The organism is Pseudomonas sp. MWU13-2105, from assembly GCF_023242315.1.
Lineage (GTDB): Bacteria > Pseudomonadota > Gammaproteobacteria > Pseudomonadales > Pseudomonadaceae > Aquipseudomonas.
Map to the genome: position 1 here is coordinate 36599 of NZ_JALLIY010000011.1, position 26483 is coordinate 63081.

A 26483-nucleotide genomic window follows, 5' to 3' on the forward strand; every position below is an offset into this window, starting at 1 on the left:
GATTCTAATAATGAAAAACCCTTATGCTCCTGGTTTCTGGTGTGCGGTGGTGGCGCTGGTCCTGCTTTCGGCGACCTACTTCTATGGCGTCATGCTGGCGCAGCAGATCGACAAGGCCCTGGTCTTTCTCGACAGCGCCACGGCGCTGATCGCGGTGCTGTCCATCGCCGTGGTGGCCTGGGCCAGCTACCAGGCGCAGCAGGTGAAGAAACGCCAACTGTCCCAGAGCAAGACCCTGGTGCTGGTCTGGGACACCAAAGTCGCCCTGCGCCGGGTCGAAACCGTCTTCGACCGGTATTTCTGGGGCAGCTACTGGCAACCGGGGCAGACCTTCCAGGAAGTCATGGGCGAACTCACCGGTACCCCGTTGGAAAAAAGCCTCGAAGCGCTGAAAAACCAATGCCTGAAACTCGACCGCGAAGTGGCCCATGACGAGCGCCACTGGCTGAGCAACGCCCGCGAATTGGCCGATGTGGCCACGGCCATGGCCCGTGAACGCCATCAACTGGACGTCTGCGACCCGCGCAACGACTCACCGGATGGCGTGGTGATCAACCGCGACTTCGAGGTGCTGGTGTACACCTGGACCGCACGCTTGAAGACTTTCGATCATCAACTGGATGAGATGGAGGTCCAGTATTCCTGAAGCCCCCCTCCCTGGCGCCGCCAATCCGCCGGCCGCCGATGGGCGCGGCTGAGTGCACGATTCCCGTACTGCGGTGTCAGTCATTTCGCTATTGTCCGTAGGATGAGGTGCTGGCCACTGGCCCTGAGGGCAAAGCCTTGGGACCTGCTCCGGCAAATGCTACCCTGCGTCCTTTCGGGCATTGTCGAGCCGGCTCCGGTCAGGGGTCAGGAAGACCAGCATTTCTCCACTTAACGGACATCGATCGGGTCAATTCATGAATAAATCAGCAGGCTTGCTTCTAGGTTTTGTCGTGGTGGTCGGTGCGGTGAGCACCGTCGGCGCGTGGTACACCGGCAATCAACTGGAAGGGGTGCTGAACACCTCGATCCAGGAAGCCAACCAACAGTTGAAGAGCGCCCTGGCCAGTGCCGGCGGCAGCGCCAATATCGAGTTGGTATCGCTGGATCGCCATCTGTTCACCAGTACCGCGCACTACCGCGTCAAGTTGCAGAACCTGCAGGTCGGCGAAGAGAAGAAGGACATCGAGCTGCTGTTCGTCGACCATATCGAACACGGGCCGTTGCCGTGGTCGCGTGTCAAGGCGCTGAAGCTGGCACCGGTGATGGTCAACAGCAACTATGAGCTGGAAAAGAACGACGCCACCGCCAAGTGGTTCGACGCCGCCAAGGGCGCCGCACCGCTCAAGGGCGAGGTCGCCCTGGGCTACAACCGTTCGGTGGACGGCAATGTCGAGCTGGTGCCGCTGGACTTCGCGCCGGACGCCAGCACCAGCGTGAAATTCTCCGGGTTGAACCTGGCGGTCTCCGCCAGCGATCAGGCCGCCAAGATCAAGCTCAACGGCTATATGGACAACCTCAAGGTGTCCGCGGTCTCCCCGGAGCAGGGGCCGGTGCAGGTCGAACTGAGCGGTCTGACCCTGGCCAGCGACTTGACCAAGAGCGACCTGGGTTTCTACCTGGGGCAGAACGTCATCGAGCTGAGCGAGACCAAGTTGGGCTTTGGGGTCAAGCCGGCGGTGGTCACGATCAAGGGCTTCGAGCAGAAAGATTCAACGGAAGCGCAGGGCAATGTGCTCGCCGGACGCCTGGCCTATAACGTTGCCTCCATCGACTACAACGACAAGCCGGTGGGCAGTGCCCAGATGAGCTGGACGGCGAAGAACCTGGATTTCCCGGCGATGCAATCGCTGATCAAGCTGTACCAGATCCAGTTGGAAGCGCTGCAAAAGGCCCAGGCGGCAGGCGCTGAAGATCCTGAAGCGGCGGTACCGGAACTGACCCCGGCCCAGCAGGCCCAGGCCGAAGCCGACATCAAGCAATTGTTGGCCGGCAAGCCGCAGATCGCCCTGGAAAACTTCTCGCTCAAGACCGCCAACGGCGAAAGCCGCGCCAGCCTGGTGGTGGACCTGACCAACCCGTCTTCCACTGAGCTGCCACCGGTGGAACTGGGCAAGCAACTGGTCTCGCAACTGGATGCCAAGGTCTTGCTGTCCAAGCCGATGATCGCCGACCTGGCTGGCCTGCAGGCGCAGATCCAGGGCCAGACCGACCCCGCGGCCATCACCCGCCAGGCCTCGATGGCCAGTGAAATGGCCGGCACCATGGCCTTGTCCACGGAGATGGCGACGGTGCAAGGCAACGATATCGTCTCGTCATTGCACTATGCCAACGGCCAGGTGGACTTCAACGGGCAGAAGATGCCGGTGGAAGACTTCATCACCTTGCTGCTGACCAAGTTCGGTGGCATGGGCGGCGGCGAACAGCCTTGAGCCCAGCGTTCAACCGGAGGTAACGCTTTCCAGTCGATACCCATAGCCGTAGATCGTCAGCAACTGCCAACCGTGTTCGGCGGTCAGGCCCAGCTTGTTGCGCAGGCGATAGATATGGGTATCGAGGGGCCGCGAGGAAAGCATTTCTTCATGGGGCCAGAAGCGCTCGTAGAGATATTCGCGCGACAGCGGCCGCCCGAGGTTGCTGAACAGGCAGCGCGCCAGGCGATACTCACGCTCGGTCAGGTTGAGCGGGCGACCTGAGCGGCTCACGGTCAGTTCGGCATCGTCGAAACTCAAATCGTTGAAGGTGGCGATTTCGCTGGCGTTGCCGCGCTGTCCGGCATGCCGGCGCAGTACCGCGTTGACCCGCGCCTTGAGTTCGTTGGCACGGAACGGTTTGCTCACGTAATCATCGGCGCCACTGCCCAGGGCCAGGACGATATCGCTCTCGGCATCGCGGCTGGTGAGCATGATGGCCGGCGGGGGTACCTCCATGTGCTCGCGGGTCCAGCGTAACAGCGCCAGGCCGCTGAGGTCCGGCACCTGCCAGTCGAGAATCAGCAGGTCGAAGGTTTCCCGGCGCAACTGACGCAACAGGTCCTCGCCGCGCTCGAAAGCGTGCAGGGTCCAGGGGGCTTCCCCGGCACCGGCGATCTGCCCCAGGGTCTGTTCGACCCGGCGCAGTTCGGCGGGTTCGTCGTCGAGTATGGCGACACGCATGTCCGGACCTATCTCCTCGTTTGGCGGCGGTTCTGTCTCGCAAAAGGTGACTCTACAGGCTATTTCCTACGCGAAGGTCTGTAAGTCGACCGTCAAATCTGAACAATTCTGGCGAATTCCTCAGGGACCGGCGATGGCTGGCTAGGCTGATGTCAAATGGCTTTTATCTGGCGCCCGGCGGCCCTTGTGGGGGCAGGCGCAGGGTAACGATTTGCACGGTCAAGGAGAAGGATCCATGGGCAGTCCCCTTCGTTTCAGCGGTTTTCCATCCTGGGTGGTGTTCGGCTTGTTGTCCGGATTGAGCCTGTGCCTTGGCTTCGGTTTTGTCGTCGGGCTGTTCCATTACGGGTCGGGCTGTTCCTCGTCGGTCGCCGAACGGCTGCCCGTGGCGCCCGAGGACCGCTGGACCGCGGCATTTTCCGCGCCGACGCTGTGGACCACCGGAGAGGTCATCGCCCCTCGGGAGCAACCGCGCTGGGTATTCTGAGCGGCAGGAGCAATTCTGAACAAATCTGACAGATTCGCCGGGCAGCGCGGTTTTACCCATAGAGTAGCTCCAGCAATACAGGGGCACTTTGGAGCAAGTCCGACCCATGGACGGGTGGCGGTTCGGATCCACACGGACCGCCGCCAAGGGACGGTCAGGATGTCCGCCCTTGGCCATTTTTCTGTCACGCCTCGCTGTGCATTCATACGAAGCAACACAGTGTGGCCAGGCTGACTGGAGCGCTGTGGCATGATGGGCCCGGATGGTTGTGTGCCGTCGTTCCTTTACTTCGATCCTGCTCCTTCCGGAGCCTGAGCGGCCAAGCCCATGAGCGAACGCTTTTTTTCGCACCTGTATTTTCCTGTCCTGCTGTCCCGCCCGGGCCTGTTGCTCGGCGTAGCCTTCTGCCTGTTCGCCGACAATGCCCTGGCGGCGCCGCCGGCCCTGCGTGCGCCTTACCTTGATCGCGAGCAGCAATGCCGCCCACAACCGTTTCCGGCGGTGGTGCTGCACCTGGCGGGCGAGGCCTGGAAGCTGGATGCCAAGGGTCAGCAATCGGTCCTGGAAGAGGGGATGAACCTGGAGGAGCACGAAGGGCTGAGAACCTCGGGCGATGCCTTTGTCAGCCTGGGGCTGGGCGATGGTTCGCGGATCGTGCTGCCGTCCAACTCGCAGGTACGTCTGGAACTGGACGAGACGCAGTCTGTGCCGCAGCTACAGCTCGAACAAGGTCAGGTCGAGTCCTACGTGATCAAGCGCACCAGCGCGCATGATCGCTTCCAGATTCGCACTTCGGTCGGCGTGCTCGGGGTTCGCGGCACGCACTTTCGTACCCGTAGCGAAGACGCTCAGGCGCTGGTCGAAGTGCTCGACGGCCAGGTCACGGTGAGCCGCTCCGGAGCGCTGTCGGCGCCTGGCAAGCGCCCGGTTGCGGCCGAGCCCGAGGTGCGGGTCAACGCCCGGCAGGGCCTGAAGATCCAGGGCAAGGGCGAACTCAGGCCGGTCGAACTGCTGGCGGCCCCGCGCCTGCTCGGGCAAGACGGCCAGCGCGGCGACAAGCCGATTTGGCAACTGTTTCTCCAGCCCCTGGACGGTGCCCGGCGCTACCGCGCCCAGGTCGCCACCGACGCGGCGTTCCTCGATATCAAGCAGGAGCGGTTTTCCAGCACCCCGGATATTCGTTTCAGCGGTTTGCAGGCGGCGTTCTACCACGTGCGGCTGTCGGCATTCGACGAACAGGGACTTGAAGGCCAGACTGGGATCTACGATATCTACTACTGGCCCCGGACGGTTCATGAGCAATAGCTACGGTACCTGGCGTTCATGAGGTTCTGGCGGCGGCACGAGGAACGCGAGCCGACGCAGGCCCAGCGCCTGTTCCGTGGCCTGTTGCGCGAATGGTTGCTGGTCGGCGTGTTGCTGTTGCCGTTGACCGCGCTGCTGTCCCTGAGCCAGAACCTGGCGCTCAGCCATTTTCTCTATGATCGGTTGAGCCGCCTGAACCCCCTGCCGGTCGACCCGCGAATTCTCCTGGTGACCATCGATGACCGCAGTCTCGAGGCCCTGGGGCGCTGGCCCTGGCCGCGCAGCGTGCATGCCGAGCTGCTTGAGCGCTTGAGCACGGCGCAGCCCCGGGGGGTGTTGTTCGATGTGATTTTCAGCGAGCCGGAGGCGGCCGCCGGCGGCGACGAACGCCTGGCCCAGGCGTTATGTCGTGCCGGGAATGTGCTCCTGCCGCTGCTGCGCGAAGGCGTGCCGCGATTTGCCACGGCGCTGGGGGAAATCGAGCCGATCGAGCCGTTGCGCCGTTGCGCCAGGGCGGTCGGCCATATCAACGTCGAAGCGGACAACGACGGCGTGGTGCGTGGGGTGTACCTGCGCGAAGGGCCGTCCCGGCGCCCCCGTGAACAGTTGGCCTGGCTGGCCTACCAGATGGCGCTGCCGGCGTCTGAACGGCCATCGATGCCCGGTGCCGGGGAGGTTTCCGAACTGCATGGGTGGCAGCGACAGAACGCAATCCTGCTGCCCTTTATCGCGGCGGCTGGCGGTTTTCCCAGCGTGCCTTACATCAGCGTACTGCGCGGTGAAGTACCGGCAGCGCTGCTGCGTGATCGGCTGATCCTGGTGGGCGCCACTGCGCCGGGCCTGGGGGATCGTTATGTCACAGCGCTGTCCGGGCAGGCCGGCACCACCGCCGGGGTGGAGATCCAGGCGAACCTGCTCAACGGCCTGTTGCAGCAGCGCAGCATTGTCGAGCTGGCGCCGTTGTCGGGCCTGCTGTTGTCGGTGTTGGCGGTGGCACTCCTGCTGGGCGGGCTGCTGCTGCGTGCGCGTTATGCCCTGTGGCTGACGCTCGCCGGCATGGCGGCGGTGCTGCTGGTGGCCTGGGGCTTGTTGCGGTTCGGCCTGTGGTGGTCGCCGGCCGCCAGCCTGAGCGGTTTTCTGTTGGCCTACCTGATCTGGAACTGGCGACGCCTGAGTGCGGTACTGGCCTACTTCGGCTGGGAGCTGGCCCGCCTGGACGACGAGCCCCGGGTGCTGCCCGAACGACGTCGACCGTTGCTGCCCAAGGGGGATGTCCTGCAAGGCCGCATCGCCGCGTTGGAGCAGGCCCTCGGGCGCACCCGCGATACCCGGCGGTTTATGGCCGATGGCCTGGAATGCCTGCCCGTTGCCACGCTGATCAGCGACACCCGGGGCCAGGTACTGCTCGCCAACCGCAGCGCGCGCGAGCTGCTGGGGCCCGGGCTGTTGGGCGAAGACTGGCTCGATTGCCTGGCGAACCTCGGTTTTCCCGGAATTGACGGACCCGCGCGGCCGGCCTTGGCCGAACTGCCGAGCCAGGAATTTCGCGATAGCCGCCAGCGCATCCTGCGGCTGGACCTGGCACCGCTGCGCTCGGCGGAAGATGAAGTTGCGGTCGGCTGGCTGTTCAGCCTGGCGGACCTGAGCCTGGTGCGCGAGGCCGAGCAGCAACGGGCGAACTTGCTGCGCTTTCTGTCCCATGACCTGCGCGCGCCGCATTCGGCGATCCTGGCGTTGCTCGAAGTGCAGCGCGCGCAGCATGACGAGGCGCCGGTCTATCGTCAGATCGAACAGCAGGTGCGCCGAGCCCTGGGCTTGACCGAGTCCTTCGTGCACCTGGCCAAGGCCGAGTCGGAGGCTTACACCTTCGAGCCGGTGCTGTTCGCCATGCTGGTGCTGGATGCCTTCGACCAGGTGGCGCCCTTGGCCCAGCTCAAGGGCATCGAGCTGCGCCATCGGCTCGACGAGGTCGACGAAAGCCTGGTGCGGGCCGATGCCTCGTTGCTGACCCGGGCGCTGTTCAACCTGCTGGAAAACGCCATCAAATACAGTCCTTCCGGCACCAGCGTCAGCCTCGACGTGAAGGTGGCGGAGCACGCGTTGACCTGCGGCATCAGCGATCAGGGCCGGGGAATCGGCGCCGAGGAGTTGCCGCAACTCTTCGATCCGTACAAACGCTTTGCTTGCGCCGGCGACACCGAAGGCCTGGGCCTGGGCTTGTCGATGGTCAAGGCGGTGATCGAGCGGCACGCCGGGCGGATTCACTGCACCAGCGTCAAGGGCCAGGGCACGACATTCAGGTTTTGCCTGCCCCTCTGGGAAGACTGAGGGCGCGGCGCACGGGTCTTTTGCACGGGTACCGATTTGAATCAATCTTGGCTTTGGTTTTTTGGTCTACCCTTCGATGAACGACAGGCGGCTGGCGTGTTCGATCGCTGTCGCCAGGCTCCCCCTGTGTGTTTGCTCAGGCAGGAGCATTGGACTCCGGCTGTCATTGGGGAAAGGACGATATGCCGCGTAATGCTCTGCTCTGCCTGGGCGGCAGATTACATCCGTTGTTGGGGATGGCTTTGTGCAGCCAGTTGCTCTGGCCTCTCAATGCCTGGGCCGACGGGTCTTACGATCAGCTTATCCGGCAGGCCCGTGATGGCAGCTACACGCCAGCACTGGTGTATTTGCGCCAACTGCCCGCCCCGCAACAATCCGTCGGCCAGATCAGCGATCACTTGCAGATCGCCAGTTGGGCCGGGCTGGACGCCGAAGTGGTCAGCGTCTATGAAACCCAGGGTGCCCAGCGGAGCTTGCCGACCCAGGCGCTGAGCGCCGTCGCCCGCGCCTATCGCAACCTGAAACGCTGGGACGAGGCCGAACGCCTGTATCGCCAGGCCCTGGAGCGCGAACCGCAGAATGCCGACCTGCAACTGGGCCTGGCGATTACCGAGGCCGATGGCGGCGATCCCCGGGACGCGGTGCGGCGCGCGCGCGAGCAGGTTGCCCGGCAGCCCGATGAGCCTTCCCGGCGCATGGCCCTGGGGTATGCCTTGACCCGCTCGGGCGCCGACAGTGATGCCTTGTTCGAGTACGACCAAGCCTTTGTCCGGGCTTCGGACAAACCCGACGTGATGCGTGAATACCTGTTCGCCCTGGAACGCGCACGTTTGCCGGAACCGGCCCTGCGCCTGGCCCAGCGGCATCCCGGGCTGCTCGATGCCGCCGCGACTCGGCGTCTCGAAGGCGAACTGGCGGCCGAACGGGTACGCCTGGCCGAGCTGCCGACCCGCACCGAGCAGGAGCGTTTTGTTGTCGCCGATCGGGCCTTGGCCGATTACGACCGCCTGCTCGCGGCCTGGTCCGCGGACCCGCGGGCCCATGATGACGTGGTGCACTGGCGCATCGACCGCCTGGGCGCGCTGAAGGCTCGCTCGCGCAATGCCGAGGTGCTGGGCGAATACCAGAAGTTGCTTGATGAAGGGGTGACGATACCGCCCTATGCCCAACGTTGGATTGCCTCGGCCTACCTTGCGGTGCGCGAGCCGGAGAAGGCCGTGACGCTGTATCGGCAGATCCTTTCGGCGTCCAGCGCGGACCCCATGGACCAGGCGGGCGACACCTCGGCACTGGTCTATGCCTTGATTGAAAGCGACCAGCCGGAAGAAGCCCGCTCGTTGGCGGACGCCCTGGCGCTCACCGTACCGCCGCGCTTGCAGCTCAAGGGCCTGCCGGGTGGCATTCCCAACGACGCCTGGCTGGACGCCCAGCAACTGGCGATCCAGATGGGGCAGCACAACGGTGATCTAGCCGCCAGCGAACAAGGTCTGGACGCGCTGGTCGCCCAGGCGCCGGGTGATGTCAGCTTGCGGGTGGCCCAGGCCGATATGTACCTGGCCCGCGCCTGGCCACGGCGTGCCGAGGCCTTGAACAAGGAAACCGAAAGCGAGGCGCCGCGCGACCTGGGACTGGAAGTGGCGCAGGCCAACAGCGCCCTGGCGTTGCAGGAGTGGCGCCAGCTCGATGTGCTTACCGACGACGTCGCCGCGCGCTTTGCCGAGAGCCTGCAGGTCCAGCGCCTGGAGCGTCTGCGCCAAGTCCATGAGATGGCCGAGCTGCGGGTCGAAGCTTATACCGGCAAGAGTTTCGGCGGCGGTGCCGCTGGTGCCGGCGCGGTCACCGGCAGCCGCGACTATGGCATTGAAAGCACGCTCTACAGTCCGCCGATCAATGCCGACTGGCGGCTGTTCGCCGGGGCCGGCTATGCCTTCGGCCGCTTCACCGAAGGCGATGCCCAGCGCCGCTGGCAGCGCCTCGGGGTGGAGAATCGCTCCCGTGACATGAGCCTCGAAGCCGAGGTCTCCAACCAGTCCTACGGTTATGGCGACAAGCTCGGCGCGCGCCTGGCGGCGGCCTTCGATATCAACGATCACTGGCAATACGGCGGCAGTCTCGAACGGCTGTCGGCGGCGACGCCGCTACGTGCTTTGAACAGCAACATCAGCGCCAATTCGGCGAGTGCGTTCCTGCGTTGGCGCGCCGACGAAAGCCGCGAATGGAAACTGGCGGTCACGCCCTCGCATTTCAGTGACGGCAACAATCGCACCGAGACCCTGCTCACCGGCCGCGAAGGCCTCTACAGCACAGCCCATGTGCAGGTGGACCTGGGCCTGGAGGTCGGCACCAGCCACAACAGCAAGAGCGAAGACGTGCCGTACTTCAACCCCAAGACCGACTTCAGCGTGCTGCCGACGGTGAACGTCAACCACGTTCTCTATCGCCGCTACGAAACCCAGTGGAGCCAGCAATTCCAGGTCGGCGCCGGGACCTACAGCCAGCGCGATTACTCGACGGGTGCGGTCGCGCTGCTGGGTTACGGCCAGCGGGTAAGCTGGAACGATGTGCTGGAGGCCGGGGCCAACCTGAGTTGGATCAGCCGGCCCTATGACGGCGAGCGCGAACGCGACGTGCGCTTGACCGTCGACCTGACCTACCGCTTCTAGAAGGGACTGATGATGCCTTGGATCACGCGTTGCATCCTGTTGCTGGGAGCCTTGCTGGTCGGCGCCTGTGCGCAGAAGCCGGCCGAGTTTGTCGCGCCCGCGCAACGGGCGCTGCCGGTCAATGAAGCGCCCTGGCCGAAAAATCATTTTCTCAGCCTGACTTACCATGACATCGAGGACCGCGACCCGGACCAGGCGGTGGTCGCCGTGCGCACCGAGCGCTTGCTGGAACAGCTGGCGTGGTTGCGGGAGAACGGCTATCGACCGGTGACCGTGGACCAGATCCTGGCGGCGCGCAAGGGCGGGCCGGAGTTGCCGGCGAGGGCGATCCTGCTGACCTTCGACGACGGTTACGCGAGTTTCTACACCCGGGTGATGCCGCTGCTCAGGAGCTATCAATGGCCGGCCTTGTTGGCCCCGGTCGGTGTGTGGATCGATACCCCGGCGAATAAACCGGTGAATTTCGCCGGTGAGTTGCGCCCGCGTTCCGAGTTCCTGAACTGGGCGCAGATCAAGGAAATAGCGGCCTCGGGGCTGGTGGAAATCGTCGCCCACACCGATGCCAGCCACCAGGGCCTGCTCGCCAATCCCCAAGGCAACCTGCAACCGGCGGCGGCGACCCGGCGCTACGATGCGGCCACCGGCCGTTATGAAAGCGAGGCCGATTTCGAGGCCCGCCTGCGCACGGATGTGGTCGCCATTTCGACCAAGATCCGCGCCGCCACCGGTTATTCGCCACGGGTCTGGGTCTGGCCCTACGGTACCGCCGACGGCACCGCGTTGAAGGTCATCGAGAGCCAGGGCTACCAGCTGGCGCTGACCCTGGACGACGGCATCGACAGCCTCGATCAACTGCTGAACAGCCCGCGTTTGCTGGTGGCAGCGGACCCGGATGGGGCTCACTACGCCAGTGCCATTGTCGCGGTGCAGAACCGCTTGCCGATGCGTGTGGCGCATGTCGACCTGGATAACGTCTACGACCCGAACCCGCTCCAGCAGGAAGCCAACCTCGGCAAGCTGGTCCAGCGCATGGCGGACATGGGGGTCAATACCGTGTTCCTGCAGGCGTTCGCCGATCCGGCGGGGGACGGCCTGGTGCATTCGCTGTACTTCCCCAACCGTCATCTGCCGATGCGCGCCGACCTGTTCGACCGCGCCGCCTGGCAACTGCGCACCCGGGCCCACGTCAAGGTCTTCGCCTGGATGCCGGTGCTCAGTTTTGCCCTGGATGAAAAGCTGCCGCGGGTAACGCGCTGGGACCCGGCCACCGGGCAAACCGCGGTTGACCCGAAACAATACCGGCGCCTGTCGCCGTTCGACCCGGACGTGCGACGGATCATTGGCGAGATCTACGAAGACGTGGCCCGGCTGACCTCGGTCGACGGCATTCTCTATCACGACGATGCCGTGCTCTCCGACTTCGAGGATGCCAGCCCGCAGGCGCTGCGCAGCTATGCCGCCAATGGCCTGCCGGGCACGATCAGTGCCCTGCGCGGCGATCCGGCGACGCTGCAACGCTGGACGCGGTTCAAGAGCCGCTACCTGATCGATTTCACCCGTGAGCTGAGCGCCAAGGTCCGCGCCATTCGCGGGCCGCAGGTGCAGACCGCGCGCAATCTGTTTGCCGAGCCGATGATCGATCCGCGAAGCGAAGCCTGGTTCGCCCAGAACCTCGACGACTTCCTCGCCAGCTACGACTGGACCGTGCCCATGGCCATGCCGCTGATGGAAGGGAAGAACGAGAAACAGGCGGGTGAGTGGCTGGAGGCGCTGGTCGGCAAGGTCAAGCAACGCCCCGGCGCGCTGGATCACACGGTGTTCGAGCTGCAGGCCCGGGACTGGCGCCAGACGCCGGCGCTGGACCTCAACGGCGAACTACTGGCGGACTGGATGGGGCGGCTCAAACGCCAGGGCGCCAGCAGTTTCGGTTATTACCCGGACAATTTCCTGGATGACCGTCCGGCCGTGCAGGCCGTGCGCCCGGAACTTTCCAACAAATGGAATCCTTAGATCATGATGGACCGAATCCTGGCTCTGATCGTCCTGGCGCTCGTCCTGGGGTTTCCCCTCGGCGTGATTTTCCTGGTCACCGGGCAATTCCTGATGGACTTCGTGTTTTTCTACCCGTTGTTCATGTCTGGGTTATGGATAGCCGGCGGTTTGTACTTCTGGCTGCACTGGGAGCGCCATTGGCCCTGGGAAGCCGATACCCTGCCTCCGCCGCTGGCGGGCGAACCGCTGATCTCGATCCTGATCCCTTGCTTCAACGAAGGGGCGAATGTCGTCGAGACCATCGAGGCCGCGCTGGCCCAGCATTATCCGAACATCGAAGTGATCGCGATCAATGACGGTTCCAAGGACGACACCGGCCAGTTGCTCAATAACCTGGCGCTGCTGGACCCGCGCCTGCGGGTGATCCACCTGGCGCAGAACCAGGGCAAGGCCGTGGCCCTGCGCATGGGCGCCGTGGCGGCCCGCAGCGAGTACCTGGTGTGCATCGACGGCGACGCCTTGCTGGCGCCGCACACGGCGGCCTATCTGGTGGCGCCGATGCTGGAGAACGCCCGTCTGGGCGCCGTGACCGGCAATCCGCGGATCCGCACCCGCTCGACCTTGGTCGGGCGGGTCCAGGTCGGCGAATTTTCCTCGATCATCGGCTTGATCAAGCGCACGCAAAGGGTCTTCGGACGGATTTTCACTATTTCCGGGGTGATCTGCGCCTTCCGCCGCACGGCGCTGGACCGGGTCGGCTACTGGAGCCCGGACATGATCACCGAAGACATCGATATCAGCTGGAAGCTGCAGCTGGATCACTGGAGCATTTTCTACGAGCCGCGGGCGTTGTGCTGGATCCTCATGCCGGAGACCTTGCGCGGACTTTGGAAACAGCGGCTGCGTTGGGCCCAGGGCGGCGCCGAAGTGTTGTTCAAGAATATCCGCGGCATCTGGCAGTGGGATCATCGTTACCTGTGGCCATTGCTGTTCGAGTACTGCCTGTCGACCGGCTGGGCGTTTACTTTCCTGTTGTCGATTCTCTTCTACGGCGTTGGCCTGTTCGTCGAGTTGCCGCCTTCGATTGCCGTGCACCGCATTGTGCCGCCGGCCTTTACCGGGCTGTTGCTGGCGATGGTCTGTCTGGGGCAGTTCGCGGTCAGCGTGCTGATCGACCGCCGCTACGAAAGAGACCTGTGGAAGATCATGTTCTGGGTGGTCTGGTACCCGCTGGTGTTCTGGTTTATCAGCTTCTTCACCACCCTGGTCAGCTTCCCCCGGGTGTTGTTCGGCCAGGGCGGCAAGCGCGCCCGCTGGGTCAGCCCGGACCGGGGGATCAGGCCGGTCGATGACGACAAGCAGAAGGTGCGCTCATGAAAATCATCAGAACCCGCCAGCGGCCGTTCATGCTGGTAGTCGATGTGGCCCTGACCGTGCTGGCCTGGGTCGGGTTGTTGTACCTGCTGATCCAGGGGTTGTTGCCGTTGCTCGACGGACAGGCGGGACCGCGGATCGATATCTCGTTCTTTGAAGCCTTGAATACCCTGCAGGTTTATCTGTGGGTCGGCCTGTTCAATGCGCTGGTATTGATCAGTTGGGCGCGTTATCAGCAGCGCAAGAACCGTAGCTATGCGCAGCGTCGTTTGCCGGCGCCGGTGGTCGGGGATGAGGGCTTGAGTCGCAGCTTCAAGCTCAGCGAAGACAACTTTGCGCGGATGCGCCAGTCCGCGACGATGATCGTGCACAACGATGAAGAGGGCGGGGTCCTTGAAGTGCTGAGCCCCCTGTATCACGTTGAATCGCAAGAGCTGCAGTCGCCGGCCCCGCCTCTGGTCATCCGGCTGCCGTCGGAGGATGACGGTAGCCACCCACTCCCGTAGCGCCGGTTCGAAGTGATGCCGCCAGCCGCTGCAGCTTAACTATCTACTGCACGGGCACGTCCTGGCGCGCTCTACGCTTTTCCTTTTTTCCACGGATCAAGGGAAAGCCTATGAATACCCCCATAGAGGAGCCTGCCAGGGAGCCTGTTGAGTCGGTCAACGCGGTTGCAACAGCGGTTTTACCCGACCCCAATGGCGCCACCCTGGAGCGCCTTGGCGAAAAACTCCGCGCACATATCGCGCGCGCGGAACGTCCCAGCCTGTTGCTCAATCGGCTCCAGGCCGCGCTGGTGCGTGGGCTCGATAGCCAGCACCAGCTCAGGAGGCTCTTCGAGCGGGCCCCGCGGATCGCTGGGTTGCTCAAGCAGATCCTGAGCGAGGCCTTCGGACACGATCCACACAGGTTGGTGTTTACCCCGCCATTGCGTTGCGGCGCCGGGCAAACGGCGCGGAGCCTGGCGCAGGTGGCCCTGTCGCTGCTGCGCAATCCGTTTCTGTCCCTGGCGCCAGGTCATGGGATGCGACTGAGCCTGGCCGATGAGCCGGGGCAGGCCTTGTCGCTGGACCCGGAGCAGGTTCTGGTGCGCCTGCGGACCTTGGGCTTGTCGTCCAGGCTCGACACGGCCCTGCGCCGCTATTGGGATCAGCCGGCCAGCGATAGCCATGTCTCGCGACGCGAGCGCCTGATCGAACTGCACAAGCTGCTGTTTCACGACAAGGCCCTGCTGACCCATGGCATCGATGGCTTGTCCATTGCCGGCTTCAATATGCTGATGGGCCTGTTGGATGCGCCGACTCCCGAAGCTCGGGCGCTGGCCGGTGGCCGTTGGGGACGGCTCAGGGTGGCGGAGCTGGTCTGGCCGGGAAATGGCGCGGCGACGCTGGCCTTGAGCGGGGCCTTGCACTTGCATGGTAGCGGCAGCGCCGAGCAGGGACGGCAGGTGCTCTTCGTGCCGGGGGTGTCGGAGGAACTCTTCGAGTTTTCCAGCCACGCCGAGATGCAACAGCAGCTCGCGCAGTTGCTCAACACACCGGGCAGTTATCGACCCTGGCAGTTGCTGGCGCTGCAAGAGCGCCATCAGCTGTTTCCCCGGGCGGATCGTCCGGCCCTGGCTTACCGCTTCCAGACGTCTGTCGAGCTCACCGGCGATGCCCTGGCCCACAGTGCCTTGAGCCGGTTGGACACGCAGTTGGCCAATGAGTGGGCCGCCGCCTTGCTACTCAACACGGCGTATATGCTGCCCGAGGGCATGGCCGATGCCGGCCGCCTGACGCCGCTGCAGGCCGTTGAGGCCATGCAGGATTCACGCATGGCGCTGACCGGTTTGCCGCCCCTCGGGGCGTCGATTGCGCAGTTACTACGACGCGACGAGCAGCGCAGAATGCTCGAGATCAGCTTCGGCAGCCTGGCCGTGGACCTTCCCGTGCGCCTGCGCCAGAGCAAGGTCCGGCAGCAGGAGCGCGCTCTGCTCAAGCGGCTTGATGAGCAAGACCTGGGGCGCGATACCCCGGCCTACAGCGAGCTGCTGGCGCGGCATAAGCTTTGGCGCCAGCAGGCGGCTGATGTCCAGGGCCTGCTCCAGAAGCGGGAGGGGCATGCCCAGTCGGAATTCTGGAGCCGCCGGGACAAGGAGGGCCGCGATCTTCCCGGAAAGTTGCTGGAAGGACGCGGCCAGGGCCTTTTGCACGAGGCGCAGTTGCAGCATCAGCTCGGGCTGATCGATCAGCAAGAGCTGGCGCGTGTGTTCGATATGCTGCCACAGCCTTTGGTCGAGGTCCGGGCTGCCAGTGATACACGGGTCGCCGCCATCACCCTGGGGCCGGCGGACTCGCCTTGGTCGTTGGCCGGGGCCTGTGCCATCAGCACCCGACAAGCGCTGGCCGATCCGCGCTCGGGCGCGTCGGTGCTGCTGTTCGTGCCGGGACGGTTGGGCGGGCTGCAACGCTTCATGAGCCGCGACAGTCTCTCGCAACGCCTGGACATCAGCTTGCGCAGCCCGGAGTGCGAAAGCTTTTGGCCGCTGATCGCCCGGGACCGGCGTAATGAGGCACGTAGCTGGGTGCGCGGGCTGGCTGCCGGCGAACGGATCCCCATCCACTATCGGTCGATTGCGACGGACGCCCTGCAACAGGGACTCCAGCAACAGATCCAGGACCACCTTCGGCTTTGCCGACTGATCGAGGGCGGCTTGCGACCGTTCTCGGAAATTGCTGACGCCAGCAGTTCCCTGCAACTGCTGGCCCATGAGTTGGAGGAGAACCTCGGTGTCCCGGGGCACGAGGCCCGGGACCGCGCGCTGGACAATGTTGCCACTCTGCAACTCGGTGCCGTGCAGGCGCGGGGCCTTCCCGGCTGGTTGTCCGCGGCCCCGCGGATGGACCGCCAGCAGTACGCGCGATTGCTGACGCGCTACCAGAGAAGTGTGCAGGCCCTGGAACTCAAGCTGGAACATCAGCTACCAGACCTGGATGACTTCGCCCGCGGAAAAATCATCGAACGACTCAAGCAGGACGGTTTTTATCCGGGGCTGGATATCGACAAACCGTTGTTCGATCTTCCTGACAGTGTCGAGCGGGTGTGGGTTGGTCATCCTGAACGTACGGCGGGCGAGGCGGGCCCGAAGACGCTGGTCAGCGATTCGCGCCAGACCTACAGCTTCTTGCGCCTGGCCCTGGAAAACCTCGATCCGCAAGCGCCCTGGACCAAACGTCGGCTGCAACATGGACGGATTCTGGACTCCGCGTGGCGGCAACGCCTGAGCCCCGATTATCTGATCGCTACGATCTCGGCGCTGGACCTCGGAGGACACTACGACACCCGGATCCAGCGGGCCTTTTACGGTGTTGATAATTCCAGGCTCGAACCGCTGCGGGCGTTCGACCAGGCGCTGTTGTACCGGCTGGTCCGGCAACGCGCCCACATGGAGTTGTTCGGTGCCCGGCAACAGGGGCTCAGCGACTGGGCCGCCGAGGTCTTCGCGATGGCCCTGAATGCAGAGTTCGTCGCGGATTTGCATAACGAGCATGTCGAGCTCGAATTGTACTTCGTCACCTTCGCCGGCCGGGCGTTTGCCCGGGCCCGGCATGTGGGCAATGCGGTGGCGATCCACGACAAGCTTTCCGGGAGAACGCTGGTCTATCTGCCGGGTGCCCCGCATGAGCAGGTGCTGACGGAGCACACCGATCTGGCGGCCGCGCAACGGGCACTGGTGGAGGTCGAGCGGGCATCGCAACGGGTGGCGGATATTGTGCAAAGGCTGGCTGCGGGCTGGGAGGCGGAAGTCATCGAGGGTTACCCGGCCGAGCAAGGTCCGGCGGCGTGCTCAACAGGTCTGTTGCCGTTGCCCGAGGAGCGGGTGCCATTGGTTCTGACATCCTTGGGGATTGAGCCTGTTTCCACGCTCAACTCCGTTGCTCTGGTCAAGGCCATCAAGAGTTGGTGGAGTAGCGAATCGGAGCAAGCGGTACCGGACCCCGTGGCGCTGGAAAAGGAGGTCAGGCGTGAGGTCGCGGAAAACCCCGGGCACTGGCTGCGCCTGAAGAAGACCCAGCGTTGCGACCTGTCGCTGATCCTGGCACACGCCTTGGTCCTGAGGGCGCAGCAGCGTGCCCGGTCGATCTCCAACTCCGCCCGGCAACTGGCGCAGATCCGCGAGTTGCGTGAGCGCGAGCAGCGCTCGGCCTACTGGCTCAGGGTGTTGTCGGTGATACCGGTGGTCAGCATTGCGGTCAACACCTATGAGACGGCCGTGGCCCTGCGCCGTTTTCACCGCAGCGGTGACCCGCGCGATGCCTTCGAACTGTTCAAGGCGGCGCATATGACGCTGCTCGACGCCGTCCTGACCTTCTCTCCCGCTCGCCTGGCGGGCCGGCCGGCGCGGGTCGCCCATGCGCTTTGGCCGCGGGCGGCGCTGAAGACCATCGGTCGTCGACAGGCCCTCTCGCACAAGGGCGCGACGGCCTTGAAAAAAGTCGATGTCATGGCCAAGCCCAGGCCGCTGCTCCCGGGGTATGAAGCGAAGATCAGCGCGGATGATGCGCTTGCCCTGCACGGCCCGAGCAATGCCGGCAGCTATGTGAAAGACGGCGTGCAGTTCATCACTGACGGCCGCAACCGCTACGAGGTCTACCGACCCAAGGGGGAAAGTGCCCTGCGCTTGAAGAAAACCGCCGCGCAGGACAATGAACTGGTGCTGCATATCCGCGAGCCAGGCGAATACCTGCTGCGCGCCGATGCCCCCGAGCCAATGCCCGGCCCCAGCCGGGGGATTTGGCACCGTCCCTGGGAGCAACCCGTGTCGCCGCCGGCCGCAACCGGTGCGCCGGTGCCGCAACTGGAATGGATGACCCGCCGGCCGGCCTTGTTGTCCTCGGACTGGAAGACGTGGGGCTTGGCATTGGAGCGCGAGCAGGTTGTCGAGCTGTCGGCGTCCAGGGGGTTGTATCGCCGGCACGCTGGCGCGGAGGCGCGCCTGTTGAAACTCGGCGATCATTATTTCGAACTGCTTCCCGATGGCTCGGGGATTCATCCGGACATTGTTTTCCTGAAGCGTCCCGGTTCGTTGGCCACGCACGCCCGAAACGACTTCAATCACTGGTGGCGCCATTTGGACGAGCAGCCGGTTCCGGCCACCTTTGATCAACGGAGCCAGACCTGGACACCGCGCACACCCTTGTTCAGCGTGCCGGCGGAGCAGTCCCTGGCACAGCCCATGGAGGGCATGATGCAATCCAGCTTGCGCAGGACGCTCCACCGGCTGATCGAGCGTTCCGATGTGCAGGGTACGTCGGTGACCGCCACCCGCATGGTCGCGCTCAGGCGTACCCAGGAGTCCTGGGTCACGCGAGGGGTGGATATGCATGTGTTGTTCCGGGAGCTCGATGCCCGCCCCCTGCGCTGGCGCAACCATTTTATCGGTGAGCCGGACGGCATAACGGACTTTTCCCGGCTGGACTTCCATCCGCCCCACGCGATCGACCAGCGGATCTTCGACGTCAGCGGCTTGCCTCGTATTGCCGACCTGGCACTCAATACCGAGCAGGCCGTGACACCGATCCTGCGTCGCCATGGTTTTGTGGTGACCGAGATCCCGAAGGCCCGATCGTTCAATACGGTGAATCTGTTTTGCTCGCATCCGGGCACGGATCAGTTGTTCTACATCACGCTCAAATGGACCAAGCGCCGCTCGGTGGCCTTGCCGCGTTCCCGGGGGGCGCCGCAACAGTTGACAGATGAGTGGCTGCGCCGGATCGTCGAGCAGCGGACGATGAGCCAGCACCGGCTGTTGCAACCGGTGAGGGCGGCGCTGGACCAAGGGCGCCTGGTGAAAATGGTCGCGGGCTTGCAGCGGGTGCCGGGGAGCGATCAGGTCGTGGTGTTTTTTGTCAGGGTGATATAGGTCGCCCCGCGTGCATCCGCCGCGCGACTGCAGTGGCCTGAAAACAAAAATGCCCCGGATCAACGATCCGGGGCATTTTATTTTGCAGATGGTGCACCAGGCGGGATTCGAACCCACGACCCCTGCCTTCGGAGGGCAGTACTCTATCCAGCTGAGCTACTGGTGCTTGTGCGGGCGACATCATACCCATGTCGGCTCGGGGCGTCCATTCAGGTTTTGTCAGGAAATTCTTTGCGTGGGTTTTCATCGGCCAAACACCCGGCCTTGGCGACTTTGAACCGCGGCGCGCAGGCCCGGGATTCACGTTGATCAGAAAAACTCGGCAAAAGCGCCATTTTCGTTCTTTTTTTCGAACAGACTATTGTCCTTTACCCCCATTGATCCTAGGATTCGTTTGAGATTTCAAACGCTCTTGTCTGGGTGCTGAACCGCACATCAATCGCATGTGCGCTATTTATGTGCTTCGGCCCGGTGAATGAATTTCCTGACGGCAGCCTCCAAGGCGCCTTTCCACAATCAATAATTCGCTGCGCGCAAGCGCGGTGCTGTTAAGGAAAGCCTACATGCAGCTCAAAGACACCCAGTTGTTCCGCCAGCAAGCCTTCATTGATGGGGCTTGGGTCGATGCGGACAATGGTCAGACGATCAAGGTCAACAACCCGGCCACCGGCGAAATCCTCGGTACCGTGCCAAAAATGGGCGCCGCCGAAACCCGTCGCGCCATCGAAGCCGCCGACAAGGCCCTGCCGGCCTGGCGTGCCCTGACCGCCAAAGAGCGTGCAAACAAGCTGCGTCGCTGGTACGAACTGATCATCGAGAACCAGGACGACCTGGCGCGCCTGATGACCCTCGAACAAGGCAAGCCATTGGCCGAAGCCAAGGGCGAAATCGTCTACGCCGCCTCCTTCATCGAATGGTTCGCCGAAGAAGCCAAGCGCATCTACGGCGATGTGATTCCGGGCCACCAGCCGGACAAGCGCCTGATCGTGATCAAGCAGCCGATCGGTGTCACCGCCGCCATCACCCCGTGGAACTTCCCGGCCGCGATGATCACCCGTAAAGCCGGCCCGGCCCTGGCCGCCGGTTGCACCATGGTGCTCAAGCCCGCTTCGCAGACCCCGTTCTCGGCCTTCGCCCTGGCCGAACTGGCCCAGCGCGCCGGGATCCCGAAAGGCGTGTTCAGCGTGGTGTCCGGCAGCGCCGGCGATATCGGCAGCGAGCTGACCAGCAACCCGATCGTGCGCAAGCTGTCCTTCACCGGCTCGACCGAGATCGGTCGCCAGTTGATGGCTGAATGCGCCAAGGACATCAAGAAGGTTTCCCTGGAACTGGGCGGCAACGCTCCGTTCATCGTGTTCGACGACGCGGACCTGGACAAGGCCGTCGAAGGCGCGATCATTTCCAAGTACCGCAACAACGGCCAGACCTGCGTCTGTGCCAACCGCCTGTACATCCAGGACTCGGTCTACGACGCGTTCGCCGAGAAACTGAAAGTGGCGGTCGCCAAGCTGAAGATCGGCAACGGCCTGGAAGAAGGTACCACCACGGGGCCGCTGATCGACGAGAAGGCCGTGGCCAAGGTCCAGGAACACATCGCCGATGCCCTGAGCAAAGGCGCGACCCTGCTGGCCGGCGGCAAGTCCATCGAAGGTAACTTCTTCGAGCCGACTATCCTGACCAACGTCTCCAAGGACGCCGCGGTGGCCAAGGAAGAAACCTTCGGTCCATTGGCGCCGCTGTTCCGCTTCAAGGACGAAGCCGAAGTGATCGCGATGTCCAACGACACCGAGTTCGGCCTGGCCTCGTACTTCTACGCCCGTGACCTGGGCCGGGTGTTCCGTGTGGCCGAAGCCCTGGAATACGGCATGGTCGGTGTCAACACCGGGCTGATCTCCAACGAAGTCGCGCCGTTCGGCGGCATCAAGGCGTCGGGCCTGGGCCGTGAAGGCTCCAAGTACGGCATCGAAGACTACCTGGAAATCAAATATCTCTGCCTGGGTATCTAACCCAGTCAGGTGGTTCGGCGAGAGGGGCACGAGAGCGCTGTCCCTGTCGCGTTGCAAACGACACTTAGTGTGGCCGGAACGCGGTACCAGTCGATCATCGTATGCTGGTGCCGTGGGCTCCCTGCCGCGTCATCCTTGAACCACGCCGCCCGATGAGCGGTGAATGAGGACACCATGAGCAAGACCAACGCATCCCTGATGAAACGCCGCGAAGCCGCTGTACCCCGCGGCGTCGGCCAGATCCACCCGATCTTCGCCGACCACGCGCAGAACGCCACGGTGACCGACGTCGAAGGTCGCGAGTTCATCGACTTCGCCGGCGGTATCGCCGTGCTGAACACCGGTCACCTGCACCCGAAAGTCATCGCCGCCGTGACCGCGCAACTGCACAAGCTGACCCATACCTGTTTCCAGGTCCTGGCCTACGAACCCTACGTAGAGCTGTGCGAAAAAATCAACGCCAAGGTCCCGGGTGATTTCGCCAAGAAAACCCTGCTGGTCACCACCGGTTCCGAAGCCGTGGAAAACGCTGTGAAAATCGCTCGCGCCGCCACTGGCCGTGCCGGCGTGATCGCCTTTACCGGCGCCTACCACGGTCGCACCATGATGACCCTGGGCCTGACCGGCAAGGTCGTGCCTTACTCGGCCGGCATGGGCCTGATGCCAGGCGGCATCTTCCGCGCGCTGTACCCGAACGAGCTGCATGGCGTGAGCATCGACGACTCCATCGCCAGCATCGAGCGCATCTTCAAGAACGACGCCGAGCCACGTGATATCGCCGCGATCATCATCGAGCCGGTGCAGGGCGAAGGCGGTTTCTACGTCGCGCCAAAAGAGTTCATGAAGCGCCTGCGTGCCCTGTGCGACCAGCACGGCATCCTGCTGATCGCCGACGAAGTGCAAACCGGTGCCGGTCGTACCGGGACCTTCTTCGCCATGGAACAGATGGGCGTTGCCGCCGACCTGACCACCTTCGCCAAATCCATCGCCGGCGGCTTCCCGCTGGCCGGTGTTTGCGGCAAGGCCGAATACATGGACGCCATCGCTCCCGGCGGCCTGGGCGGCACCTACGCCGGTAGCCCGATCGCTTGCGCCGCGGCCCTGGCCGTGATGGAAGTGTTCGAGGAAGAGCACCTGCTGGATCGCTGCAAGGCAGTCGGCGAGCGCCTGGTGACCGGTCTGAAGAAGATCCAGGCCAAGTACCCGGCGGTGATCGGTGAAGTGCGTGCCCTGGGCGCGATGATCGCGATCGAGCTGTTCGACGGTGGCGACAGCCACAAGCCGAACGCCGCAGCCGTGGCCCAGGTCGTGGCCAAGGCGCGTGACAAGGGCTTGATCCTGCTGTCCTGCGGTACCTACGGCAACGTGTTGCGCGTCCTGGTTCCGCTGACCGCGCCGGACGAGCAGTTGGACAAAGGCCTGGCAATCATCGAAGAGTGCTTCGCCGAACTCGCCTGAGTTGTGACGCGATAGACAAAAAGACCCGCTCCGGCGGGTTTTTTTGTTTCGCCACGGCGCAATAGTGGCTTTTGGCTGTATCTGCCTGTGCGTATTGACTAATGTGTCAGGATTGCTCTCGGAGAGTACTTGATGACCGCTGTGGATTTACCCGCTGTACCCCGTGTGTTGATTGTCGAGGCGGAGCCTTGGTCGCGGGACCTGCTGACGCAGGTGCTGTTGAACGTGCGTTGTGATGCCCGTCTGGAAGTCTGTGCCGATGGCCAGCAGGCGTTCGAGTTGCTCAACGAGCATGCGTTCGACCTGGTGATCGCCGACTGGGAGTTGCCCGGGGTCGATGGCTTGAGCCTGCTGCGTGGCCTGCGCCAGAAAAAGCGCACTCCGCTCTTGCCGTTCATTCTGCTGGGCACTCGCAACGATGTGGCCAGTGTGCGGGAAATCCTGCCGCTGCAACCGACGGCCTACCTGACCAAGCCCCTGAATATGGAAAGCCTGACCCAGCGCCTGCAGGATCTGTTGCTGGATGCCGGGGAGGCGGTCTCGTGCGAAATCCAGGCCCTGGTGCCGGGCATGACCCTGGAGAGGTTTCTTGAGCACCGGCGTAATGAGTCGGATGGTGCGCCGTTGATGGCGGACGTGCAGCTGGCGGTCAAGCGCAGCCTCAACCCTGGCGGCCTCGACCTGAAGCTGCTGGAGCAGGAAATCCGCACCGACCCGCAGATCACCGCGGTGCTGATCGCCGCCGCCAACAGTGCGGGCCAGCATCTCGGCAGCGCGGTGCAGACCCTGGCCCAGGCATTACAGCGACTCGGTGCGGCGCAGAGCATGAACCTGATCCTCGGCCTCACCCTCAAGCGCAGTGCCCGGCTCAGTGACGCGGCCCTGGGCGACTACGCCGAGCGCTATTGGGAGCTGTCGTTGCATACGGCCGAATACGGCTACGCCCTGGCGCGCTTGCTCGATCTGGATCAGGAGCGCTGTTATTGCGCCGGTCTGTTGCATCGCCTGGGGGACCTGGCCTTGCTGCGTTGTCTGCAGGAGTGGCTGAGCGCGGGCGGTGAGCTGGATGATGAACTGATTGGCGAATCGCTCTATACCCTTGGCGCCGGCTTCGGCTCGGCGCTGCGCACGCGTTGGCGCCTGCCGCTGGAGCTGCGGGAGCTGATTGCGGCGGTCTACCAGCTCGGTGGCGGGGTTTACTCGCGCGAGGCCTTGGTGATGAACCTGGCGGCGCAGATGGCGCGGCTGACGCCCCATGAGGGCGTTGAGGAGCTCGCCAAGAGTCGCACCGCGCGTTTGCTCAAGGTCGGCTTGCCGGAGCTGATGCGCTTGCGCAAGAACTGATGATCAGCCGGCTCCCACAGTGATCGCGTTGGCCGGTGTTGCGAGTCCAGGGGGCTACGGCGGGGGTTACGCCAGCACGATCTGGTTCTTGCCCTGGCGCTTGGCCTGGTACATGGCGCTGTCCGCCCGGGCGAACAGCGGATCGAGGGTTTCATCCGCCGGTGTCAGGCTGGTCAGGCCCTGGCTGACGGTGACACCGAAGACCTTGCCGTCGTGACTGAAGCTCAGGCGCTGGATCTCCCGTTGCAAGCGTTCGGCGATCTGCCGGGCCATCTCCGGCGCACAACCGGGTAGCAGCGCGGCGAACTCTTCACCGCCAATCCGTCCGAACAGATCGCCAACGCGCAGCGCGCCGCGCCCGGTCTCGGCGATCCGTTGCAACACCAGGTCGCCTTCGGGATGACCGTAGCTGTCGTTGATCAGCTTGAAGTCATCGATGTCCAGCAGCAGGAATGCCAGCGGCGAATCCTGCAAGCGTGCCTGTTCGAAGGCCCGCTGGGCACTGTCGAAGAAGTGCCGGCGATTGCTGCTGCCGGTCAGCACATCGGTGGTGGCCAGGCGCTGCAACTCGTCTTCCAGGGCTTTCTTCTCGGTGATGTCCTCGGCGATGCCGACCACGATCACCCGTTGCCCTGGCTCGGCATGGCGACTGATGAAGCACTTGTCGCTGAGCCAGCGAATCTGCCCGTCGGCACTGATGATGCGGTACTCGCGGTCCTCCACCGAGCCCTTTTCCAGGACTTGGGCCAGGCTGCGCTCTGCGTAATCGAGGTCGTCGGGGTAGATGCTGTTGCGCCATTCGTTGTAGTCGGCCAGCAACAGGCCGGCCGAGCGGCCAAAGATCCGCTCGTAGGCGGGGCTGACGTAGAGCATCTGCTGGGTGTTCCAGTCCAGCGCCCAGAGCACCGCATTGACGCTGACCAGCAAGGAACTGAAGAGCTGTTCGCGTTCGCCCAGGCGTGCGACTTCAGCCTGCGCGTGCATCAAGGCCAGCAGGGTTTCAGCGGCTTTTGGCCACTGTGGGAGGGAAGGTGGTTTCGAATTCTTATTGACCATCGGCACTCATCTCACAAGGCGTGCCGTACGTTATGGCGGCACGGCCACGCTACGGCCCGCCGGGATGGCGACGTGCTTTTGAGATAGGGCCAGGGCCGCTAAGTTCCGTTCGGCGCGCCCTGGGATGGGGCGCGCCGATCAACGGTGTCAGGCAACCGAGGGCCGCAACGAGTAGGTTTTCAGCTGATCGGCGAAGTCGCGCAACGACTGGATGCCGCTGGCTTCGGCTTCGTGGACCCAATCCTTGATCGCGGCGAGCATGTCGTGGCCATTTGAGCTGGTCTTGACCCAGATCTGTTGCAAGGCCAGGCGCTTCTCGTAAATTACCTTGAGTGCCTGGCTGTGGGCGAGCATGGTTTCGATGCGAATCTGGTGATTTTCGTTGAGCAGGCTGGTTTCCCGCGACAGCAGGCGCTTGGCGCGGTGGAACTGATGGCGGACCGAGTGATCGACCTTGGCCAGTTCCTGTTGCACCAGCGGTGCGATCACCAGCTTGCGGTACTGGGCCATGATCTGGAAGCGGTTGTTGAGGATCGCCATGGCGGTGTCCATGTCCAGGTGACCCTTGCCTTCGACCCGGTGGGCGATGGGCGCCACGCGTTGCACCTTGGCCAGGCCCAGGAAACTGAAGACCTTGATCCAGGCCCAGCCGAGGTCGAACTCCCACTTCTTGACCGAGAGCTTGGCCGAGTTGGGGTAGGTATGGTGGTTGTTGTGCAGCTCTTCGCCGCCGATCAGGATGCCCCAGGGCACCAGGTTGGTGGCGGCGTCACGGCATTCGAAGTTGCGATAACCGACCGCGTGGCCCAGGCCGTTGATCACGCCGGCGGCCCAGAAAGGAATCCACATCATCTGGATGGCCCAGACAGTGATGCCGATGGCGCCGAACAGCAGCAGGTCGATCACCGCCATGATGGCGATGCCGAGCATTTTGTAACGCGAGTAGAGGTTATGTTCGAGCCAGTCGTCCGGACAGTTCTTGCCGTAGATGCGCAAGGTCTCGGGGTTGCCGGCCTCGGCCCGGTACAGTTCGGCGCCGGTCCGCAACACGGTGGACAGGCCGAGGATCACCGGACTGTGGGGGTCGTCGACGGTTTCACATTTTGCGTGATGTTTACGGTGGATAGCCGTCCACTCGCGAGTATTCTGTGCCGTGGTCAGCCACAGCCAGAAGCGGAAAAAATGTTTCAGGCCGCCGTTGAGCTCCAGGGAGCGGTGGGCCGAATAGCGATGCAGATAGACCGTGACGCCGACAATGGTCACGTGGGTCATCAACAGGGTGACCGCCACTATTTGCCAGGCTGACAGGTCAAGAAAACCGTTGTACCACATAGGCTGTATGGCCCTCGAAAAAGTAAAGAACAGCCCGTGCATTATCACCGAGCCCACAGAGAAAACCAGTCGCTCTTTCAGATAAGAGTCGCG

16 protein-coding genes and 1 tRNA gene are annotated in these 26483 nt (G+C 63.8%); 13 read left to right on the plus strand and 4 right to left on the minus strand.

Features of this window, described 5'->3' with window-relative positions:
* Positions 1 to 10: 10 nt before the first annotated feature.
* Both M5B96_RS17110 and M5B96_RS17115 read left to right on the plus strand, forming a co-directional pair.
* On the plus strand, positions 11 to 646 hold the full coding sequence (locus M5B96_RS17110) for an NADH:ubiquinone oxidoreductase subunit N (protein ID WP_248797915.1): 636 nt from the start codon (positions 11 to 13) through the stop codon (positions 644 to 646).
* Positions 647 to 902: 256 nt separating this feature from the next.
* Entirely contained in the window at positions 903 to 2417 is a 1515-nt protein-coding gene (locus M5B96_RS17115) for a YdgA family protein (protein WP_248797916.1), read from the plus strand.
* Between the two features lie 9 nt (positions 2418 to 2426).
* Here the strand turns inward: M5B96_RS17115 and M5B96_RS17120 are convergent, their stop codons facing one another.
* The gene (locus M5B96_RS17120) at positions 2427 to 3140 is read right to left on the minus strand and encodes a response regulator transcription factor (protein ID WP_248797917.1); all 714 of its coding nucleotides are present in this window, start codon (positions 3138 to 3140) and stop codon (positions 2427 to 2429) included.
* Between the two features lie 235 nt (positions 3141 to 3375).
* Between M5B96_RS17120 and M5B96_RS17125 the strand changes: the two genes are divergently transcribed.
* From M5B96_RS17125 to M5B96_RS17160, 8 genes are all read left to right on the plus strand, one after another.
* The gene (locus M5B96_RS17125; RefSeq protein WP_248797918.1) at positions 3376 to 3627 is read left to right on the plus strand and encodes a hypothetical protein; all 252 of its coding nucleotides are present in this window, start codon (positions 3376 to 3378) and stop codon (positions 3625 to 3627) included.
* A gap of 327 nt (positions 3628 to 3954) precedes the next feature.
* Positions 3955 to 4932 (plus strand): FecR domain-containing protein, encoded by a 978-nt coding sequence (locus tag M5B96_RS17130; RefSeq protein ID WP_248797919.1) that lies wholly within the window; start codon positions 3955 to 3957, stop codon positions 4930 to 4932.
* An 18-nt stretch (positions 4933 to 4950) separates the two neighbouring features.
* Positions 4951 to 7260, plus strand: a complete 2310-nt coding sequence (locus M5B96_RS17135; RefSeq protein ID WP_248797920.1) for a CHASE2 domain-containing protein — start codon at positions 4951 to 4953, stop codon at positions 7258 to 7260.
* Positions 7261 to 7442: 182 nt separating this feature from the next.
* A complete protein-coding gene (gene pgaA, locus M5B96_RS17140) occupies positions 7443 to 9923 on the plus strand; it encodes a poly-beta-1,6 N-acetyl-D-glucosamine export porin PgaA (protein WP_248797921.1) in 2481 nt (826 codons plus the stop codon).
* A 12-nt stretch (positions 9924 to 9935) separates the two neighbouring features.
* The gene (gene pgaB / locus M5B96_RS17145) at positions 9936 to 11933 is read left to right on the plus strand and encodes a poly-beta-1,6-N-acetyl-D-glucosamine N-deacetylase PgaB (RefSeq protein ID WP_248797922.1); all 1998 of its coding nucleotides are present in this window, start codon (positions 9936 to 9938) and stop codon (positions 11931 to 11933) included.
* Between the two features lie 3 nt (positions 11934 to 11936).
* Positions 11937 to 13292 carry a poly-beta-1,6-N-acetyl-D-glucosamine synthase gene (gene pgaC, locus M5B96_RS17150; protein ID WP_248797923.1) on the plus strand — a complete coding sequence of 452 codons (1356 nt, stop codon included), beginning with the start codon at positions 11937 to 11939 and terminating at the stop codon, positions 13290 to 13292.
* On the plus strand, positions 13289 to 13795 hold the full coding sequence (gene pgaD / locus M5B96_RS17155; protein WP_248797924.1) for a poly-beta-1,6-N-acetyl-D-glucosamine biosynthesis protein PgaD: 507 nt from the start codon (positions 13289 to 13291) through the stop codon (positions 13793 to 13795). The genes pgaC and pgaD overlap by 4 nt, the downstream gene beginning before the upstream one ends.
* 110 nt (positions 13796 to 13905) lie before the next feature.
* Complete coding sequence (locus tag M5B96_RS17160) at positions 13906 to 19194, plus strand: dermonecrotic toxin domain-containing protein (protein WP_248797925.1); 5289 nt, start codon at positions 13906 to 13908, stop codon at positions 19192 to 19194.
* Between the two features lie 89 nt (positions 19195 to 19283).
* On the opposite strand, the gene M5B96_RS17165 is transcribed toward M5B96_RS17160, so the two are convergent.
* Positions 19284 to 19360 (minus strand) — tRNA-Arg (locus M5B96_RS17165).
* Between the two features lie 397 nt (positions 19361 to 19757).
* On the opposite strand from M5B96_RS17165, the gene gabD reads away from it, so the two are divergent.
* The 3 genes from gabD to M5B96_RS17180 all read left to right on the plus strand — a co-directional run bounded on the left by gabD (position 19758) and on the right by M5B96_RS17180 (position 24002).
* Positions 19758 to 21200 (plus strand): NADP-dependent succinate-semialdehyde dehydrogenase, encoded by a 1443-nt coding sequence (gene gabD, locus M5B96_RS17170; RefSeq protein ID WP_248797926.1) that lies wholly within the window; start codon positions 19758 to 19760, stop codon positions 21198 to 21200.
* 174 nt (positions 21201 to 21374) lie between these two features.
* The gene (gabT, locus tag M5B96_RS17175) at positions 21375 to 22658 is read left to right on the plus strand and encodes a 4-aminobutyrate--2-oxoglutarate transaminase (RefSeq protein WP_248797927.1); all 1284 of its coding nucleotides are present in this window, start codon (positions 21375 to 21377) and stop codon (positions 22656 to 22658) included.
* Positions 22659 to 22790: 132 nt separating this feature from the next.
* Complete coding sequence (locus M5B96_RS17180) at positions 22791 to 24002, plus strand: HDOD domain-containing protein (RefSeq protein ID WP_248797928.1); 1212 nt, start codon at positions 22791 to 22793, stop codon at positions 24000 to 24002.
* Between the two features lie 66 nt (positions 24003 to 24068).
* On the opposite strand, the gene M5B96_RS17185 is transcribed toward M5B96_RS17180, so the two are convergent.
* Together M5B96_RS17185 and desA are read right to left on the minus strand one after the other, a co-directional pair.
* On the minus strand, positions 24069 to 25058 hold the full coding sequence (locus M5B96_RS17185) for a GGDEF domain-containing protein (protein WP_248797929.1): 990 nt from the start codon (positions 25056 to 25058) through the stop codon (positions 24069 to 24071).
* A gap of 147 nt (positions 25059 to 25205) precedes the next feature.
* Positions 25206 to 26390: a delta-9 fatty acid desaturase DesA gene (gene desA, locus M5B96_RS17190; protein ID WP_248797930.1), complete on the minus strand. Its 1185-nt coding sequence runs from the start codon at positions 26388 to 26390 to the stop codon at positions 25206 to 25208.
* Between the last annotated feature and the right edge of the window lie 93 nt (positions 26391 to 26483).

Excerpts from the sequence above, each read along its gene's own strand:
- M5B96_RS17160 (WP_248797925.1), top strand. The coding sequence starts at position 13,906 with ATGAATACCCCCATAGAGGAGCCTGCCAGGGAGCCTGTTGAGTCGGTC.
- pgaD (WP_248797924.1), top strand. The coding sequence starts at position 13,289 with ATGAAAATCATCAGAACCCGCCAGCGGCCGTTCATGCTGGTAGTCGAT.
- pgaA (WP_248797921.1), top strand. The coding sequence starts at position 7,443 with ATGCCGCGTAATGCTCTGCTCTGCCTGGGCGGCAGATTACATCCGTTG.
- gabT (WP_248797927.1), top strand. The coding sequence starts at position 21,375 with ATGAGCAAGACCAACGCATCCCTGATGAAACGCCGCGAAGCCGCTGTA.
- M5B96_RS17120 (WP_248797917.1), bottom strand. The coding sequence starts at position 3,140 with ATGCGTGTCGCCATACTCGACGACGAACCCGCCGAACTGCGCCGGGTC.
- M5B96_RS17115 (WP_248797916.1), top strand. The coding sequence starts at position 903 with ATGAATAAATCAGCAGGCTTGCTTCTAGGTTTTGTCGTGGTGGTCGGT.
- M5B96_RS17110 (WP_248797915.1), top strand. The coding sequence starts at position 11 with ATGAAAAACCCTTATGCTCCTGGTTTCTGGTGTGCGGTGGTGGCGCTG.
- pgaB (WP_248797922.1), top strand. The coding sequence starts at position 9,936 with ATGCCTTGGATCACGCGTTGCATCCTGTTGCTGGGAGCCTTGCTGGTC.
- M5B96_RS17180 (WP_248797928.1), top strand. The coding sequence starts at position 22,791 with ATGACCGCTGTGGATTTACCCGCTGTACCCCGTGTGTTGATTGTCGAG.
- gabD (WP_248797926.1), top strand. The coding sequence starts at position 19,758 with ATGCAGCTCAAAGACACCCAGTTGTTCCGCCAGCAAGCCTTCATTGAT.
- M5B96_RS17185 (WP_248797929.1), bottom strand. The coding sequence starts at position 25,058 with ATGGTCAATAAGAATTCGAAACCACCTTCCCTCCCACAGTGGCCAAAA.
- M5B96_RS17130 (WP_248797919.1), top strand. The coding sequence starts at position 3,955 with ATGAGCGAACGCTTTTTTTCGCACCTGTATTTTCCTGTCCTGCTGTCC.
- M5B96_RS17125 (WP_248797918.1), top strand. The coding sequence starts at position 3,376 with ATGGGCAGTCCCCTTCGTTTCAGCGGTTTTCCATCCTGGGTGGTGTTC.
- M5B96_RS17135 (WP_248797920.1), top strand. The coding sequence starts at position 4,951 with ATGAGGTTCTGGCGGCGGCACGAGGAACGCGAGCCGACGCAGGCCCAG.
- desA (WP_248797930.1), bottom strand. The coding sequence starts at position 26,390 with ATGTGGTACAACGGTTTTCTTGACCTGTCAGCCTGGCAAATAGTGGCG.
- pgaC (WP_248797923.1), top strand. The coding sequence starts at position 11,937 with ATGATGGACCGAATCCTGGCTCTGATCGTCCTGGCGCTCGTCCTGGGG.